The sequence below is a fragment of the Nonomuraea sp. NPDC049141 genome, from assembly GCF_040648415.1.
Taxonomy (GTDB): domain Bacteria; phylum Actinomycetota; class Actinomycetes; order Streptosporangiales; family Streptosporangiaceae; genus Nonomuraea.
In genome coordinates this window covers 361089-378771 of sequence record NZ_JBEZDR010000002.1, presented here as the reverse complement: position 1 = coordinate 378771, position 17683 = coordinate 361089, and the positions used below count along the sequence as shown (strand labels likewise).

The 17683-nt window shown below is 68.6% G+C and carries 13 protein-coding genes; 10 read left to right on the top strand and 3 right to left on the bottom strand.

Annotated features, from left to right (window positions below):
* The first annotated feature begins 3 nt into the window (after nucleotides 1-3).
* From AB0B91_RS06585 to AB0B91_RS06575, 3 genes are read left to right on the top strand one after another with little or no spacing between them, the layout of a single operon-like run.
* Entirely contained in the window at nucleotides 4-702 is a 699-nt protein-coding gene (locus AB0B91_RS06585) for a 2OG-Fe(II) oxygenase (RefSeq protein ID WP_358316659.1), read from the top strand.
* Complete coding sequence (locus AB0B91_RS06580) at nucleotides 702-1466, top strand: Ada metal-binding domain-containing protein (protein WP_358316656.1); 765 nt, start codon at nucleotides 702-704, stop codon at nucleotides 1464-1466. The genes AB0B91_RS06585 and AB0B91_RS06580 overlap by 1 nt, the downstream gene beginning before the upstream one ends.
* Before the next feature lie 11 nt (nucleotides 1467-1477).
* Nucleotides 1478-2101 carry an alpha-ketoglutarate-dependent dioxygenase AlkB gene (locus AB0B91_RS06575; protein ID WP_358316653.1) on the top strand — a complete coding sequence of 208 codons (624 nt, stop codon included), beginning with the start codon at nucleotides 1478-1480 and terminating at the stop codon, nucleotides 2099-2101.
* Between the two features lie 138 nt (nucleotides 2102-2239).
* Here the strand turns inward: AB0B91_RS06575 and AB0B91_RS06570 are convergent, their stop codons facing one another.
* Nucleotides 2240-3220: a WYL domain-containing protein gene (locus AB0B91_RS06570; RefSeq protein WP_358316650.1), complete on the bottom strand. Its 981-nt coding sequence runs from the start codon at nucleotides 3218-3220 to the stop codon at nucleotides 2240-2242.
* Nucleotides 3221-3285: 65 nt separating this feature from the next.
* Here AB0B91_RS06570 and AB0B91_RS06565 point away from each other — a divergent pair, with 65 nt between their 5' ends.
* The 5 genes from AB0B91_RS06565 (at nucleotide 3286) to AB0B91_RS06545 (ending at nucleotide 12083) form a co-directional block, all read left to right on the top strand.
* On the top strand, nucleotides 3286-4764 hold the full coding sequence (locus tag AB0B91_RS06565; RefSeq protein WP_358316647.1) for an MFS transporter: 1479 nt from the start codon (nucleotides 3286-3288) through the stop codon (nucleotides 4762-4764).
* Between the two features lie 320 nt (nucleotides 4765-5084).
* Nucleotides 5085-6098 (top strand): LacI family DNA-binding transcriptional regulator, encoded by a 1014-nt coding sequence (locus AB0B91_RS06560; RefSeq protein WP_358316644.1) that lies wholly within the window; start codon nucleotides 5085-5087, stop codon nucleotides 6096-6098.
* Nucleotides 6099-6676: 578 nt separating this feature from the next.
* A complete protein-coding gene (locus AB0B91_RS06555; RefSeq protein ID WP_358316641.1) occupies nucleotides 6677-9904 on the top strand; it encodes a BTAD domain-containing putative transcriptional regulator in 3228 nt (1075 codons plus the stop codon).
* Between the two features lie 971 nt (nucleotides 9905-10875).
* Nucleotides 10876-11217, top strand: coding sequence for an Lsr2 family protein (locus tag AB0B91_RS06550; RefSeq protein ID WP_358316638.1), 342 nt, complete (start codon nucleotides 10876-10878; stop codon nucleotides 11215-11217).
* Nucleotides 11218-11315: 98 nt separating this feature from the next.
* Complete coding sequence (locus AB0B91_RS06545) at nucleotides 11316-12083, top strand: hypothetical protein (protein ID WP_358316635.1); 768 nt, start codon at nucleotides 11316-11318, stop codon at nucleotides 12081-12083.
* A gap of 39 nt (nucleotides 12084-12122) precedes the next feature.
* Here the strand turns inward: AB0B91_RS06545 and AB0B91_RS06540 are convergent, their stop codons facing one another.
* On the bottom strand, nucleotides 12123-12815 hold the full coding sequence (locus AB0B91_RS06540) for a helix-turn-helix domain-containing protein (RefSeq protein ID WP_358316632.1): 693 nt from the start codon (nucleotides 12813-12815) through the stop codon (nucleotides 12123-12125).
* Nucleotides 12816-12922: 107 nt separating this feature from the next.
* Here AB0B91_RS06540 and AB0B91_RS06535 point away from each other — a divergent pair, with 107 nt between their 5' ends.
* Together AB0B91_RS06535 and AB0B91_RS06530 are read left to right on the top strand one after the other, a co-directional pair.
* A complete protein-coding gene (locus AB0B91_RS06535) occupies nucleotides 12923-13957 on the top strand; it encodes an alpha/beta hydrolase-fold protein (RefSeq protein WP_358316629.1) in 1035 nt (344 codons plus the stop codon).
* Between the two features lie 103 nt (nucleotides 13958-14060).
* Nucleotides 14061-14264: a hypothetical protein gene (locus AB0B91_RS06530; protein WP_358316626.1), complete on the top strand. Its 204-nt coding sequence runs from the start codon at nucleotides 14061-14063 to the stop codon at nucleotides 14262-14264.
* A gap of 15 nt (nucleotides 14265-14279) precedes the next feature.
* Here the strand turns inward: AB0B91_RS06530 and AB0B91_RS06525 are convergent, their stop codons facing one another.
* On the bottom strand, nucleotides 14280-17576 hold the full coding sequence (locus AB0B91_RS06525) for a BTAD domain-containing putative transcriptional regulator (RefSeq protein WP_358316623.1): 3297 nt from the start codon (nucleotides 17574-17576) through the stop codon (nucleotides 14280-14282).
* Between the last annotated feature and the right edge of the window lie 107 nt (nucleotides 17577-17683).

The following is a 17683-nucleotide window of genomic DNA, read 5'->3' as shown; positions in this document are numbered from 1 at the left end:
CTGATGGAGGAGATCATGCAGGCCGACTGGACGGCCCTGGCCGAGGAGGTCAACGCGTACGGCTGCGCGCTGACGCCGCCGGTCCTCTCACCGGCCGACTGCAAGGAGATCGCCGCCCTGTACGGCGAGGCCAGCCGGTTCCGTTCCACGATCGACATGGAGCGTTATCGGTTCGGCCGCGGGCAGTACCGCTACTTCCGCGAGCCCTTCCCACCGCTGGTGGCGGAGCTGCGGGCGGCGTTCTACCCGCACCTGCTGCCGATCGCCCGCGACTGGGCCGCCCGGCTGGGCCAACCGGCGCCCTGGCCGGACAGCTTCGACGAGTGGCTGGACATGTGCCACGAAGCCGGGCAGACCAAGCCGACGCCCATCCTGCTGCGGTACCAGGAGGGCGACTGGAACGCCCTGCACCGCGACCTGTACGGGGATCTGGTGTTCCCGCTGCAGGTGGTCATCGGGCTCGACCAGCCGGGCGAGGACTACACCGGGGGCGAGTTCCTGCTGGTGGAGCAGCGTCCACGAGCCCAGTCGCGCGGGACGGTGACCCTGCTGCCGCAGGGCCGGGGACTGATCTTCACCACCCGGGACCGGCCCGTGAAGTCGTCGCGGGGGTGGTCGGCGTCGCCGGTGCGGCACGGCGTGAGCACGGTCCGCTCGGGGCTGCGGCACACGCTGGGCCTCGTCTTCCACGACGCCGCGTGATGTACACGCTGATCGGCGCCGACGGGTGGCCGTACACCAGCGCGGTGCCCGGGACGCTGGGCGGGCACCGGCGGGCGCGGCTGTACGGGCGGCTGGACTGCCCGTCGGCGCTGCGGGCGATCTCGCGCGGCGGGTACGTGGAGGAGCGGGTGTTCTTCGCGGACGAGGTGACGGCCATCGCGGCGGGATACCGGCCGTGCGCGGTGTGTTTGCCACAGGCGTACCAGCTCTGGAAGAGCGAACAGGCGGTGGCTGGGCATACGGCGGCCGAACTGGCCGGACTGCTCGGCCTGCTGGCCGCAGCCCGGCCGCGCGTGGAGACCGTAGTGATCGGTCACGGCCGCGACGCCGGCCCCTCCGCTGAGGCGTTCGCGAACGCCTGGGAGAGCGGCGCGCGGAAAGACGCGCAGGATGGCGGCCGGTGGGAAGGCGGCGTTTGGGACGGTGACATGTGGCAAGGCACCGTGCTGGCGATCGTCGATTGGCCGGAGGAGGCGGCGTCGTGGCTCCGCCAGGCCAGGCGGTTCGCGGCAGGTCCGCCGGACGCCTGGGTGGTGGCGGGGGCGCCGCTGGGCTGGGCGCGGATGAGCGAACGACTCCACCAGAGCACCGACTGGGACCCCGGACGTACGTTCGGCTTCGCCTCCACCGCGCAAGCCGTCGCCCTGGCCGCCCCTGGAACACTGGAGGGCATGCGCGGAGCGGACACCGACGGCACCACCTGGCGAATCACCCGCAACCTGATCCACCGGGACCCGACATGATCCCGCTCCCGATGCGAGAGATCGCCCCAGGCGCCGTCCACGCCCCCGGCTGGCTGACGCTCGACGAGCAACAGCACCTGGTACGCGCGTGCCGCGAGTGGGCGGCGGGCCCGGTCCCGATCCGGCACACCGTGCTGCCCAGAGGCGGCGTCATGTCGGTGCAGACCGTATGCGTCGGCTGGCACTGGCAGCCGTACAAGTACACACGCGTCGCGAACGACGTGAACGGCCTCCAGGTCGCCGACTTCCCCGCCTGGATGGTCGCCCTGGGCCGCCGCGCCCTGACAGCGGCGTACGGCGAGCCCGCCGACGACTACACCCCCGACACAGCGCTGATCAACTTCTACGACGGCCAGGCCAAAATGGGCATGCACCAGGACAAGGACGAACGTTCTGCCGCCCCGGTGGTGTCGCTGAGCATCGGCGACGACTGCCTGTTCCGTTTCGGCAACACGGAGACACGCGGCAAGCCGTACACCGACGTGCGACTCGGCAGCGGCGACCTGTTCGTCTTCGGCGGCCCTTCACGCTTCGCCTACCACGGCGTCCCCAAGGTCTACCCAGGCACCGCGGACCCCGCCACTGGTCTGACCTCGGGCCGCCTCAACATCACCATGCGAGTGACCGGCCTCTGACGTACGTGGACCCTTCACACCTGTCTCCCTCACGAGTCGTCTCGCAAGGGAGGTGCGCGCGATCTACCTCGGTATTCAGAACGGTAGGGAAATGCCGAGAAGACGGCTGATGGGGAACGCGGACGTCGGCTGTGCAGGTCACCCGTGAGGTCGGTCGGGCCCGAGCCCCTTGCTGATTCGGGTGCGCAAGGAGTGCAGGGCTTGCCGGAGTTCGGCCGGTTCGATGTCTGTGATGTCGGCGTCGAAGGTGAGGAGTAGTCCTGCCAGTCCTGGCCATGACCATGCGCCGAGTGTGAGTCGGCACGTGGTCGCGGTGTCGTACCCGACTGTTGATCCGCCGGGGGCGAACCGGGCGACGGTGGAGGCGGGCAGGGCGACGATGGCTGAGCCGCGGCATGGCCATTCGGCAGCAGCGTCTCCGCGGTCGTGTGCGGTCATGACGAAGGCGACGGGGTCGCCGTGCGGAATGTCACGTCGGTCGAAGGGGGTGTGCGTGGGCATGTGTGGTTTGATGCGGTCCACGCGCATCGCGCGCCATCGGTCCGCATCCAGGGCGAAGGCGACCAGGTACCAGCGTGCGGCCCAGACCACGAGGTGGTGCGGTTCCAGCGTGAGCGTGGCGGGTTCGCCGTCACCGGTGTAGTCCACGCGAACGAGGTGCTGCCGGTTGATCGCGCTGCCAACGGCGCGGACGATCTCGGCGTCGATCGGTGGCGCGGGGAACTCCCAGTAGTTGCGGGCCGAAGAGACGGTGAACGCTTCGGCGTGCAGGCGGCTGCGCGCGGGCATCGCCTGGTGCAGCGTGGCGAGAGCGCGGGCCGCGTTCTCGCGGATGCCGGAGAGGATCGTCGGCACGGTCTGGAGCGCGACGGCCGTGGCGACGGCCTGATCTTCATCGAAGACGACCGGCGGCAAACGGGAAGCGCGACCGAGCCGATACCCTCCACCTGCTCCGCGGACGGCCTCGATCTCGTACCCGAGGTCCCGGAGCGTATCGATGTCGCGACGCACGGTTCTCACCGACGCTCCGAGCCGGGCGGCGAGTTCCTCGGCGGTCAGGGTCGCACCGATCCCGAAGATCGACAACAGCTTGAGCGTCCGCGCGGAGGTAGCAGCCATGATTGTCCGACTCTCCCACCGATAGCGGTCACTCGATGGCAACTATCCCGGCGATGGTGGCCGACATGACCGATTCACCGAGCCCCCGAGAGGGCATCCGCACAGCTGCGGCTTCCCCGGCACTCATCGCCAGCGCCGACGCGACCACGGCGCTGTTGGTGGTGCTCTTCGCTTCCTTCATGGACCTTCTCGACGCGACGATCGTCACCGTCGCGGCCCCGGCGATAGCCCAGGACCTGGGTGCCGGCGACGCTCAGATCCAGTGGACGATCACCGCCTACACCCTCGCCCTGGGCGCGGGCCTGATCACCGGCGGACGGCTCGGCGACCAGTACGGCCGCAAACGGCTGTTCATGATCGGGCTGGCCGGGTTCATGGTCACCTCGGCACTGTGCGCGCTGGCCGTCGATCCGGGGATGCTCATCGGCATGCGGGCCGGGCAGGGACTGACCGCCGGCATCATGGTCCCGCAGGTGTTCGGGATCATCCGGGCATCATTCGCTCCGGGCGAGCGTGCCAAGGCGTTTGGCGCCTACGGAGCGGTCCAGGGCCTCGCCTCGGTCGCCGGCCCACTGCTGGGCGGGCTGCTCGTCGACGCCAACCTGTTCGACCTGGGCTGGCGCACGATCTTCTGGATCAACGTGCCCGTCGCGATCCTGGCGCTCATCAGCGGCGCGAAGGTTCTGCCGGAGTCCCGCTCCGCCTCGACCGCGCGACTGGACCTACCGGGCGCGCTCCTCGCGGCCACGGGCCTTCTTCTCCTGCTGCTGCCGATCATCCAGACCGAGACATGGGGATGGACCTGGGTCAGCTACGCCCTCCTCGTAGCCGGAATCATGGTGCTCGCGATCTTCCTCGCCTACGAGCGCCGCCTCACCGGACGCGGAAACGAACCTGTCTTCGACCCGGCTCTGCTGAGAATCCGCGCTTTCGCGGTCGGCCTGAGCGCTTCGGTGCTCTTCTTCGGCGGCATCGGATCGTACTTCCTCACCCTCTCGGTCTACCTCCAGAACGGAACCGGCCGAACCGCGTGGGAGACCGGCCTGGTGATCCTCCCGTACGCGCTCGGCTCGATCATCACCTCCGGCCTCGGCGTCGCTCTCGCCGCCAAAGCGGGCAGAACGCTCCTGATCACGGGCTCGCTCACCATCGCGGCATCTCAGGTCGTCCTGTGGTACATCGTCAAGGACGGCAACGATCCCGGATACTGGCTCCTCTCCCTCGCACTCTTCATCGGTGGCCTCGGGCTCGGTCTCGCCGCACCCATTCTCGTCAACGTCGTCCTCGCAGGCGTCCCCGAACGCAACGCAGGCGCCGCAGGCGGAGTGCTCTCCACCGTCAACCAGATCGGCGGCGCCGTCGGCATCGCCGTTCTCGGCACGATCTTCTTCACCGCCGTCACCGGTTCAGCCACCGGAGCACCGGTGCTGCCCGACTACAGTCACGCGCTCAGCATCGTCCTGATCGTCTCCGCCGCGCTCTACCTGATCACGGCACTCGTGATGCTCGCACTCCCAAAAGCCGCAGTCGAGCGCTCCGAGTAGAGAACCCATGCCGGGGCTCCGGTCTCAGCGCTGGAGCCATCCCCGGCTTGAGGAGGTCTGCCGAAAGTCGACGACTGGAGCGGAGGTCGCCATCGCGGGAATGCTGCCGGAGGTGTACGGCATGCACGAAAACCAGGAAGCTCTGAAGGCCAGCATATTTGGCTCGGCTCTCCAGAACACTCGCTCGCCGTCCCCATGGAACTTCGGTGAGTGGCCAAAGTCGGTCGACCACTGAATGGCCGGCGGAAGTGATCGCTAATTCAGAGGCGTCCCGGCTGGTCGCAGCTTAAAGTAGGTGTCGCGCGTTAGAGAGGGGATCGATGCCGAGCAATCCCGGGCGTACCACGCTGGCCACCGTCGCCGCCTCGGCCGGCGTGTCCGTGGCCACAGTGTCCAAGGTGCTCAACGGCCGCTCCGACGTCGCACCGGCCACTCGTTCGCTGGTGCAGTCCCTCCTGCTGGAACAGGGCTACGTGCCGCTCTCGTCACGCCGGGACCAACCACAGCTGACGGCCACGGTCGAGCTGGGCGTGGACGATCTGTGTGCCTACTCCACCGAAGTCATCAAGGGCGCGGTCGAGGCCGGAGCCGAGTTGGGCGTCGCGGTCATCGTCACCTATACGAAAGACATGGCCGGCGTGGGCGTCTCCTGGGCTCGCGACCTGGTCGCCGCCGGGCGTCGGGCGATGATCACCCTTATGAGCGCGCCGACTTCGGCCCAGCTCGTCGCGCTGTCTCAAGCCCATCTCCCGGTGGTTGTCATCGACCCGCTGAACCTGCCGGACACCGGTGTGACCAGCGTCGGCTCCACCAACTTCGCCGGCGGTCTGTCCGCCACCCAGCATTTACTGGACCTCGGCCATCGCCGCATCGCCTATCTCGGCGGCCCCGCGACTTCGACCACCAACCAAGCACGCATGCATGGCTACCGCGCCGCCATGGAGGCCGCGGGCGTGCCCGTACCCCCCGAATATGTCCGCACTCCGGGCTTCTGCTATCCCTCCGGCATAGAAGAAGGAGCCGTCCTGCTCGACCTGCACCCCGCCCCGACGGCCATCTTCGCCGCCGGCGACGAGAGCGCCATGGGCGCCATTCAGGCCGCCAGGGCCCGCGGTCTGCGCATCCCCGAAGACCTCAGCGTCGTCGGCTTCGACGACACCGAGATCGCCACCATGACCTCGCCGCAGCTGACCACCGTACGCCAGCCGCTGCGCGAGATGGGCGCGGTCGCCCTGCGCACAGCGCTGCGCCTGGCCGCGGGCGAGAAAATCGAATTCAACCACATCGAACTCGCCACCAAACTTGTCGTACGCGGTTCGACCCTCGCCGCCTGACTCTGGAAACGCCCGCGTGGATACCTCATTCCCTGGATGCGGAATGTTCGACTCACCGGCTAGCCGGCGGGCAGAACGACCCTTTTGGCCACGATGGCGCGCGACACCTCAGGTCGTTGTGACGCCGTCTGAGGGTCCACCGGGCTTCGTTCGGGACGAAGAGGTCGTGGGTTCATGTCCCCCCCACCAGCGGGTTTTCCGCCGACGTCCTATCTGCCTGCTCATGGCGACCAGCGCCGTCATCGAGCGGACCCGCCAGCGCTCGACGCTCTAGCCCCATGGTTGGTACTTCTTGCGCGGGCTCGCAGGGCGGGTGTACAAAGTTCTCGAGAATGATCGGGAACTGCCGCCGCCCAGGCACTGCCAACCGGGATGTCTCAGCGATGAACTCGTTCGTCCGCCACGTGAATACGGCCAGTGGGGCGCCGCGCGCGTTTCGATGCAACGCGCGAGACTTCCCATCGCTCCTCCCCGCGACACAGCCACCCTCCTTCCGCCGTCTATGAATTCTGCGGGCTAAAGAAGGCGCCACAACGTCGCCACGATCTCTCCGTGATGCAGGAAGGCTCGACGTAGCCGTGTTCGGCATTCTCGGCCCTGTGCAAGCTCTCCGCGCAGGCCGTCCCGTCCACCTTTCACCAAAACAGCGGTCCATACTCAGCGTGTTTCTGCTCTACCCCAATGTGACCGTCTCCATCGAGCACTTGATCGAGTGTGTGTGGGACGACCCGCCCTCGTCCGCGGTGTCGAATCTCCAAAGCTACGTCACCCAACTCCGGCGATCCGTCATCCCTGACCTCATCACCCGAGACCAGGGCTATCTCCTGCGCCTCGAACCGGACCAGCTCGACCTGCTCAGCTTCGAGAACACGGTACGTGAGGCGCGCCGCCACGCGGACGCCGGCGACCTCGCTGTCGCCAACGACGAGTACCGCTCCGCTCTGTCGCTGTGGCGGGGCCGCCCGGCCGAGGACGCGGCGCTCAGTTCCTCGGTGACGTCCCGAACCGGTGCTCTGGAGGAGTTGGCGCACACCGTACGAGTCGAATGGAGCGACATTCGCCTTGAGCTGGGGCTGCACGCGGAAATGATCGGGGAGCTACGAGCACTTGCCGACAGCCACCCCCTTCACGAGCGCGTCTGGCGTCAGCTCATTCTGGCGCTCCATCGATCGGGAAGGCGGGGTGAGGCGCTGGAGGCGTACCGCCGAGTCCATGCGGTGCTCGCGAGCGAGCTGGGCGTGGAACCAGGATCCGACCTCCAGCACCTGCACCTGGCGATTCTCCGGAACGACGCATCGCTGGCCTCGCCAGAGCGCAAAGCCGTGCGACGTCTCGTTCCCCGGCAGCTTCCGCCGGCGGTGGGCCGGCTCGTCGGAAGGCATGCCGAGCTCGACCGGCTGGAGGAGTTCTCCGCTGGAGGCCGGCACGCGATTCTGGTGGTCGGAGCCGCGGGAGTGGGCAAGACCACGCTCGCCCTCCACTGGGCACATCGCCTGGCCGATCGGTTTCCCGATGGCCAGTTGTTCCTCGACATGCGGGGGTTCGACCAGACGCCACCGATGACCACAGCCGAGGCTCTACCGCGCCTGCTGCAAGCGCTTGGCCAACCCGCCGAGGACATCCCCGTGGAAGTGGATGCTCAGATCGGTTTGTACCGATCGATCCTTGCGAAACGGCGAGTTCTCGTGGTGCTGGACAATGTCGCCGCGCCGGAGCAGCTGCGTCCCCTTATGCCGGGAGAGCCCGGGTGCCTGCTGCTGGCAACCAGCCGAGACCGGCTGAGTGGGCTTGTCGCGTTGGAGTCGGCCAGACGGATCACGCTGGAGGTGCTCGATCCAGCCGAAGCCGTCGATCTGCTGGCCGACCTCGTGGGGCCGGACAGAATACGTAGAGAACCACATGCTGCCGCTCGTCTGGCCGAACTCTGCGCGCGGCTGCCTCTAGCCCTGCGTGTCGCGAGTGCCCGGCTCGCGGATCGTCCCCACCAAACGCTCGCCCAGTACGTCAAAGAGCTCAGCGATCATGGTCTGCTCAGCCAGCTCGAGGTCGCCGGTGACCAGCGAACAGCGGTACGCGGGGCGGTCGACCGATCGGTTGAGACGCTTTCTCCGGCGGGGCGGAGACTGTTTCGGCTGATCGGACTGGTGCCGAACTCGGGAATCACCGTCGCGGGAGCGGCGGCCCTGTCGGGCAATCCCCTGTCTGAAATAGCAAAGCTCCTGGACGACCTGGCGCGGGTTCATTTGGTCAGCGCCGGGCCGAACAGCTACTCCTGTCATGACCTGCTGGTCACGTATGCCGCCGCGCGGAGTGAGACAGAGGACCTGCCCGGCGAACGGGAGGCGGCGATCCGCCGGTACATGGATTTCTACCTGCAGACGATCACCAACGCGGCCGAACACGTAGTCGACGTACGGCTGGTGGAACCAGTACCGGCTGCGGGACCAGCGACAGACGTGACGCCACTGTCCTTCGGCAGTGCGGCCGATGCGCAGAGCTGGCTCGATCGGGAGTGGGACACCATTGCCGTCCTGATCGCCCGAGCGGCGGAGCACGGCCCTCGCTCTCTGGTGTGGCGGCTGGCCGATGCCCTGCGGGACATCCTGACATGGAGACGGCCCATCGCCGAGTGCCTGCGCATCGCCGAACTCGGGCTCGACGCCGCTCGAACGGATCAGGACGGCGTGGGACAGGGCGCGATGCTGCTGTCCATCGGCTATGCCCGGTGGCGGATCGCCGACCTGGACGCCGCCCTCGATGCCTACGATCAGGCCATGCCCTTTCTGCGCCGGGCCGGTTTCCGCGCGGGTGAATCGGCGGTCCTACGGGCCAGCGGTGTGGTGTTAGCACAGAGCGGGGCATCTGAGCAGGCCATCGACCGATTCGAGCAGGCCCTGGTCATCGACCGGGATCTCGGCAATCGGGTGGCCGAAACATCCAGTCTCGGCAACCTGGCGGCGCTGTATCTCGATCTCGGACGCCTCCGCGACGCGGAAGAGCGGCAACGGCAGGTGCTCGCGGCCGCCGGCGAAAATGGCCAGCGCCAGCTCGAAGCCGTCATGCTCACCAACCTCGGAGTGATCCAGCGAGAGCTGGGACTGCTCGACAGCGCCCTGGCCACGCTCAACAAGTCGAGGTCTGTCGGACGCGAGATCGGATCCGCTTATGCGGAGACCAATGCGCTCGAATGCCTCGGAAAGGTGCATCTGGAGGCTGGCCGCTATGACTCCGCACGCCAGGTCCTGTCCGACACGATCTCCCTGGCCAGGAGCACCGAGAACCCTGAGGTTGAGGGGCGCGCACTGACCTGCTTGGCCCTGGCGAACCTCCGGCTTGGTCATCTCGGAGAAGTCGACGGCCACCTCACGGCGGCGTCGATCATCGCGGAACGGGTCAGTCACCTGCAGAATCACGTCGAGCTGTGGCTTGCACGATCAGAGCTGGCGCGTGTCCATGGCCGGCACGCGGAGGCTCTTGAACACGCCGACCGCGCCCGCCACCTGGCCGGCAAAGGATTCACCCTGGCGCTGGGGAAGGCGCACAGCGCCACAGCCGCCGCACATCTCGGGCTAGGCAACATAAATCCCTGCAGAGATCACTGTGAAGAAGCCCTGCGAATCTGCCGACAAACGGGTCAGCGACTCTCCCAGGCCCGAACGATGATCATTCTAGGCCATATTCATCGGAGAACGGGAAATGAGATCGAGGCTCAGTCACTATGGCGGCACGCACTCGCCATAGTGACTGAGGCCGGTGCGCCAGAACAGCAAGACATCTCAGCACTGCTGCGACAAGTAACGCGATGACCGAAAGAACCTTCGTTGGAACTGATTTCACCTCTCCCTCGAAAACGAGTTCACCGGACGTGGAGGCTCATCGGGGAGAACCAACCGGAGAAGGATGGTGTCGTCCCGGCGGGATCGGCGCACCATAACCCGTACAGTCGGTACTCAGCTGGAACATGGCCGCAGTTCTGGAACCCGTGTTGATCGCCGACTTGGCCCGTTGACCCCAGCACTGACGAGGTCGTCGCAGGTCGGCTCGGTATGTCGGTACGGGCCTGCCGTCGGCACGTCGCGGCGCTGCTGCGCAATCTCGACTCGGTCAGCAGATTCCAGGCGGGAGTACATGCCGCGTCGGTGGGTCTGCTCTCGCGGGAGGTCTGAGCTCGGGGCCCGATGAGGCGACCGGCCGGCAAATTGCCGTGACGTCCGACTCGTCGTCATCATCTCTACCGAGCATCGGACGGGCCGACCGCTCCACGCCGCATGGCGGAACTGCCTGCGAGGCGGTTCAGCAACGCCGTCATGGAGCCTGTCGTGTCATCGGCCGGAGAATTTCGGCGGGCGGCGTTCCCGTAACGCGCGCGCAGACCCTCATGCGGGTCGTCCGTCGTCTGGGCGAGCGCCCCGGGCGGTGGTGGCGCGGATCGTCATAGACGACATCACATTATGTCTTCCCAATCTCCCGAAGACATTTGCCCAGTGATCCAGAGCCACCGAATTCCGCCACCCAGCACTCGCCCTGTGAGACCGATAGCCGAAGCTGGATATTTCCCCTACCACAAGATGTCCGAGCTGGGCTCAAAGGGCGCCTGTCGGCGCAAGTACCGCTGGAACACTGGCAAGATGGGGAGACGTCGCGGCCCCGGTGAATGTGGAGCGGTCCCGTTTGGGCCTCCTTCTCTGGGAATAGCAATCTTTCGGGTATGTGGTTGACGCGCCCCTGCAAGGCGATACAGTACCCGAAACCTCATAACACATATTGGAGCGCCGGCATGGCCAAGCAGATCGTTGAGTCTTTCATTGACGACATCGACGGAAGCGAAGCGGAGAAGACCACCACCTTCGCCATCGATGGCACCAGCTACGAGATCGACCTGTCGGGCAAGAACAGGGAAGATCTGGAAAAGGCGCTCGCACCCTACATCACCGTCGCTCGCCCCGTCCGGGCCGAGCGCTCCGGGCGTGGCGGCCACGGGGCCGACTCCACCTCCCGGGCCATGAACCGTGAGAAGTCCTCCGAGATCCGCAACTGGGCCAAGGCTCACGGCTTGCCGGTGAGCGAGCGAGGCCGCATCGCCGCGACCATCGTGGAGAAGTACAAGGCGGCTCAATAGCCGATGCCGGTCAGAGCCCTCTCCACGATGGAGGGGGCTTTCAAGCGTGGCTTCCTGCCCTTGCACCTTCAGATGATTAAGCGAGAGAGATGGGATCGTTGGCGGCGGAGCTGGCCGACTTCAAGGTTGCGCACCTGTATCAGGAAAGGCGCGTCGTCAGGGTTTGCGGCGTGGACGACCTGCGGGAAGAGGCTCTGGAGGCCGTGGCGGACAGCACCGCGCCAGTGACCTACCAATCCCTCCATGGCGACCTTATTACGGCGACGGGCGAGATTTTCCGGCTGCTCGACACCCTTCTTGAAAAGCGACTGCCGGAGGCGTTCGCGCCGCTGGCGGAGCGCGAGCATTGGGAAGACGACGACGAAGACGCCGGGCCCCTGCCGGCCGGGCCCGGACCCTACGGTTCGGGTGTGCGGGCCCTGGGGTCCACCGGCGAGCGGATAACCCTGATCCCCGACGGGAATCTTGCCTTGCCCCAAGCCAGGTTCGGGGACGAAGACGATCAGCCAGACGACGATGCCCCGCATCGTCGAGAGCCTTGGCAGGAGGTGACCGGTGCCCCCGACCTCCTGCGGGCCTGGCTGATCGGCCGGATGCGCTGGACGATGAACGACGGCGACTACAGCGAATCCCCGCGGACCGAGCAGGAGCGAATCCAGCTTGCCGAGACACAAGCCGGCCGAACAGAGCTGGCAGACCGCTTTCTCACCGCGTTCCCGCCGGAGCGGAGTCGCTATTTTGCCGGTGCGCATGCCGGTTGGGACCGTTGGTCTGAGGACTACCTGTCCCGCGACGAGGTGATCGCATTCGCCTCCGAAGACCACGTGGCGGTTCTCTGGATCGCCCTGTATCGCTTTTACGGGTGAACCGCGTCGACTCTGATAGCCGGAGCGTCGTGGAAAGGATCACCCAACGGAGGTGTCGAAGCCTGACGGGCCGAGTTTCCTCTCCAAGATCCTGATGATCTTGCCGGATTCGTCGTTCGGGCCCGGGACGTAGTACGGCTTCCCGTCGCGGCCGAAAGTGATCGCCGACGACTCGCCCTCCCACTTGCCCAGGACGTGGGAGGCCGAGTCGAAGGTCACGAACGGCTCCAGGTCCATCGTGCGGGCATAGTCGATCGCGCCGAACACGAGATGCTGAGCCAGCTCGATCGGCGCCTCCTGCCAGCCCACGTAGTCGCTGAAGAAGTATTCGCGGAACCGGCTGAGCTGCCGGTCGTCGATGACATCCGGCCCGATCAGGTCCTTGACGCCGGTGCAGTAGACGTCGGCCAGGTAGCCGCAGACCGTCATCCGGTCCCAGGTGTGGCGCCGGGCCACCAGCACGGACACCCTGCCGTCCAGTCCTTCGGCCGACGGCTTCTCGTCGACCCAGCCGCGGGCGGGGTCGACGGTGAGGCCGGTGCTCCAGCCGACGTTGATCCAGCAGCCGGCCACCTCGGGCTCCCCCGCCGCCGCGCTGCCCTCGGCCGCCACCGCGCGTACGAGCGGGGCCACCACCGACGGCGACACGCCCAGCGTGCGGGCGATCTCCTTCGGAGACCTGCCTTCGGCTCGCAGCTCGCGTACCCGATTCTTCAGTTCTGCGCTGTCCACGGAGGAAGCCTAGCGACTCCCGACGCCCCGGACGGCCGCACGCCGCCGAGGCGGAGATGGCAGGCTGATCCCAAGAGCCCATATGGGGTCGAGAACGGGAGAAAACCATGCTGCCCTGGTACGACGAGCTCGCCGGCCGCCTCGACCACAACGTCATCGACAGCGAACTGCTGCGCGGCAACCCCCTCGGGGATCCGCACGAGCGGCCCCTGTACGTGTACGTCCCTCCGGGGTACGACGACCACCCCGACCGGCGCTACCCGTCCATCTACGTGCTGCAGGGCTACACCGGTCATGTCGCCATGTGGTTCAACCGGACCCCGTTCCGCCGGACGTACCCGGAGCTGGCGGACGGCGTGTTCGCGGCCGGTGACGTGCCGCCCGCGATCATCGTGTACGTCGACGCGTGGACCTCGCTGGCCGGCAGCCAGTACCTCGACTCGCCCGCGACCGGCCGCTACCACTCCTACCTGTGCGACGAGGTCGTGCCGTGGGTGGACGCCCGTTACCGCACGCTGGCCGGCCGCGACCACCGCGCGGTCACCGGCAAGTCCAGCGGGGGCGGCGGGGCGATGGTCACCGCCATGCTGCGGCCGGACGTGTTCGGCGCGCTGGCCACTCATGCGGGCGACTCGCTGTTCGACGTCAGCGTCCGTGCCATGCTGCCGCCGATCGTGCGGCGGTTGCGTGACATGTACGGCGGTTCGTACGACAAGTTCCTGGCCGACTTCCGCAGCAGGATCGCCGGGACCAGGGAAGACGACCTCGACCTGCTGGAGATCTACGCCTACGCGGCGGCGTACTCGGCCGACGAGGACGGCACGGTACGCCTGCCGTTCGACGACACAGGCGCCGTCATACCCGAGGTGTGGGAGCGCTGGCTGGCGCGCGACCCGGTGGTGATGGCGGCGCGGCCCGAGTACACCGCGGCGTTGCGGTCGATGCGGGCGATCTGGGTCGACGCGGGCACCAAGGACGAGTACTACCTGGACTTCGGCGCCACGGCGTTCCGGCGGGCGCTGGAGGCGGCGGGGGTGCCGGACGAGCGGATCTATTTCGAGCTGTTCGACGCCGGGCATGGCGCCATCGAATACCGCTACCCGCTCGCCCTGGCCTGGCTGAGCCGCCGCCTCTCGCCTTAACCTCGAGCCGGTCGTCGACAACAGCGGTATCACCCCCAGGTGACGACGTTAAGTGCCATTGTTATTACACACAGTGGCATTTAGTGGACAGGGGGATATTTCAATGCCCTTCGATGACTTCGACAGAAGCCGCCAGCGCGGGTTGGATGATCATCTCCGGCGGCTCCAGCGGTCAAGCGACGACTCGGAAAGAAGACGCAAGAGTTGGGACAGGCAGAACACCTGGGAAGGCATGGGCGCGGTTGAGATCTTCCTCTCCGTCGTGGGCGTCATCATCCTCTTGATCATTATGGCGAGCCATCGGTAAGCGCTGCGGAAGCCGTCAGGCCAGGTCGGCCGCGTCGTCGAGCTTCAGTCTGCCGCCCCGCTCGTACGCGGCCCCGAACTCCGTCTCACCCAGCGCCTCCATGGCCGCCCCGGTGACCCGCGCGATCTCGGCCAGCTCCGACGGAGCGGCGGGCGTCTGGTTGTGCTCGCGGACTCCCGCCGCCAGCCCCAGCAGCCGGGCCGCCCGCTCGTGGTCGCCCCCGGCGGCCGCTGCGGAGGCCAAGCCCTCCACGGCCCACGTCGCCGAGCGCGGGTCGCCGATGCGTTGCGCGGCCGTCAGGGCCTCCAGGTGCAGGTTCCTGGCGGTCGCGGCGTCGCCGCGCAGCTCGATCAGGTAGCCGAGCTCGGCGAGCGTGTCCGGCAGGTGCAGGGCCGGCTCGACGCCGGGGCCCCGGGAGATCCCTTCGAGCAGGTGGTTCAGGTGCTCCTCCGCCAGGTCGAGGTGGCCACCACGGCGCTCGGCGTAGGCGAGCCCCATCTCGGACATGATCGAGATCTCCCAATGGCCCTGCCCGGAGGCGATGTGCAGGGCCCGCCCGCACAGCTCCACGGCCCGCTCGAACTCCCCCGCGTGGAGCGCCATCCAGCCCAGCCAGGCGGTGCGCCCAGCCACCTCCGGCCAGAGCCCGAGGTCCTCCGCCATCCGCAGCCCGTCGGCGAACAGCCGCCTGGCCCGCTCCACGTCGCCCCCCATCTCGGCCAGCCCGCCGAGCCACTCCGTGGCCTGGAGCACTCCCCACCGGTCGCCGAGCTGCCGGAACAGCCGCGCGCTCTCCTCACCGTCGCGTTCCAGGGCGACGAAGTCCCGTTGCGTGAAGGCGTCCCGCGCCCGCCGGCTCAGCGCCGCCGCGATCCCCCACTGGTCGCCCATGGCCCTGAACCTGGCCAGCGCGCCCGACACCAGCTCCTGCCCGGTCAGCATGTCGGGCACCGCCCACCCGAGGAACCACTCGGCCCTGGCCCGCCCACCCGGGTCCTCGATCCGATCGAGAGCGGATCGCCAGTCGACGTCCTCCCCCAGCTTGAGAGCGAACCCCGCCCGCCACGCCCCCGCCCTTGCCCGAGCGGCCACCGCACCGCCTTCAACAGCCGCGCTGTCCGCGATGGCCAGCGCCGACTCCAGCGACCGTCGCCCTTCGGCCAGCCGGCCGCGCAGCACCCAGTACCAGGCCAGCGCGTTCACCAGCGCCAGCGCACCGGCCGCGTCGCCGGCCCCGGCCGCCGTGTCGAGCGCCGCCCGCATGTTCGCGGCCTCCGCGTCCAGCCGCAGCAGCCACTCCCGCTGGGAGTGCCCATACAGGAACGGCTCAGCCTGTACGGCCAGCGCCGTGTAGTAGGCCGAGTGCGCCTGCCGTACCCGATCCAGCTCGCCCGCCTCCGACAACCGCTGCAGGCAATACTCCGCCACCGACTCCAGCAGCCGGTACCGCATGCCCCCCGTACCGTCGGCCACGACCACCAGGGAGCGGTCGACCAGCCGCGCGAGCAGGTCGAGCACGTCGAGCCCGTCCTCCGCGCAGGTCTCCTCGGCGGCCTCCAGCGTGCAGCCGTCGGCGTGGACGGCCAGGCGGCGCAGGACGGCGCGTTCGGGCTCGGTCAGCAGTTGCCAGCTCCAGTCGATCACCGCCATCAGCGTCTGCTGGCGCGGCGGCGCGCCGCGCTGCCCGGAGGCGAGCAGCCGGAACCGGTCGTCCAGCCGGGCCACCACCCCTTGTACGCCGAGCGCGCGCACCCGGGTCGCCGCCAGCTCCAGGGCCAGCGGGATCCCGTCGAGCCGCCGGCAGAGCTGCGCGACCGCCCCGGCGTTGCCCGCGTCGAGGGCGAAGCCGGGCGCCGAGGCGGCGGCCCGCGTCACGAACAGCCGGACCGCGTCGGCCCGCGCCACCTCGCCGGGGTCGGTGCCGGCGGGCACGTCCAGCGGCGGCACGCTCCACAGCACCTCGCCGGCCACCGCCAGCGGTTCCCTGCTGGTGGCCAGCACCCGCAGCCCGGGTGCGGCCCGCAGCAGCCGGCCGGCCAGCTCGGCGACCTGCTCGATCACGTGCTCGCAGTTGTCGAGGACGAGCAGGAGCTGCCGGGAGCCCAGCGCACCGGCCAGCCGGTCGGCGAGCGGCTTCCCGTCGGAGTCCTCGCGGATGTCGAGCGCCGCCGCGACGGTCTCCGCCACCACCCGCCCATCGACACCGGCCGACCGCACTCGCTCGTCGACGCCGGCCGACCGCGCTCGCCCAGCGAGATCCGGCGCCCGGTCGTCGACGCCGGCCGGCCGTGCGCGATCGCCCACCCGTTCGTCGGCGTCCGGCGAGCGGGTTGCCCGGTCGAGGGGGGCGAGTTCGACCAGCCAGGCGCCGTCGGCGTACGCGTCGGTGAGCCGGGTGGCGGTCTCCAGGGCCAGCCGCGTCTTGCCGACGCCGCCGCTGCCGGTCAGGGTGACGAGCCTGCTGTGCTCCAGGAGCGTACGGACCTCGGCCAGCGCGCCGTCGCGCCCGATCAGGTCGCTGAGTGAGGCGGGCAGGTTCGTGGCGGGCCGGGCGGCGGGGCCGCTCAGAGCCGGATCCTGTCCGAGGATCGCCTGGTGCAGGGCGGCCAGCTCGGGCGCCGGATCGAGGCCGAGCTCGTCGGCCAGCCGCTCGCGCAGGTCGGCGTAGCTCGCGAGCGCCTCGCTCTGCCGTCCCGCCCGGTACAGCGCTCGCATGTGCACGGCCCGCAGCCGCTCTCGGAGCGGGTGCCGGTCCACCAGGTCGCCGAGCTCGCCCACGAGCAGGCCGTGCTCGCCCAGCTCCAGGCGCGCCTCGGCGTGCTGTTCGAGGGCGGAGAGCCGCTGCTCCTCCAGCCGGAGGATCGCGGACCTGGTGTACTCCTCGTCGGCGAAGTCGGCGAACGCCGGGCCGCGCCACAGCGCGAGCGCGTCGGACAGGAGCTCCGCCCTGGTCCGCGGGCTCTCGGCCGTCTCGGCCCGGGCCAGCAGCTCGGCGAACCGCGCGGCGTCGACCGTACCGTCAGCGGCTCGCAGCAGGTAGCCGGGCGCGCGCGAGACCACCAGGTTCTTGCCGCCCGGCTCGGCGTCCTCCAGCGCGCGCCGCAACTGTGAGACCCGCACCTGGAGCGCGCCCGCGGAGTTGACCGGCGGCTCACCGGCCCACAGGTCGTCCACGAGTCTGTCGGACGACACCGGCCGTCCCTCGTCCACCAGCAGGTCGGCGAGCAGCGCGCGGACCTTCAACCCGGGGATCGTGACGGGCTCCCCCTGGTCGGTCCATACGGCCAGCGGCCCGAGCACCCCAAAGCGCATAAAGGCCACCTTAAGCGCGCGAGAAAGGTGCTTCCAAGATCCGAGTCGGCGCCCGGGCTTCAATACCGCGACCACACCGGCGGCACACCCGGCAGTGCCAGAGTCGG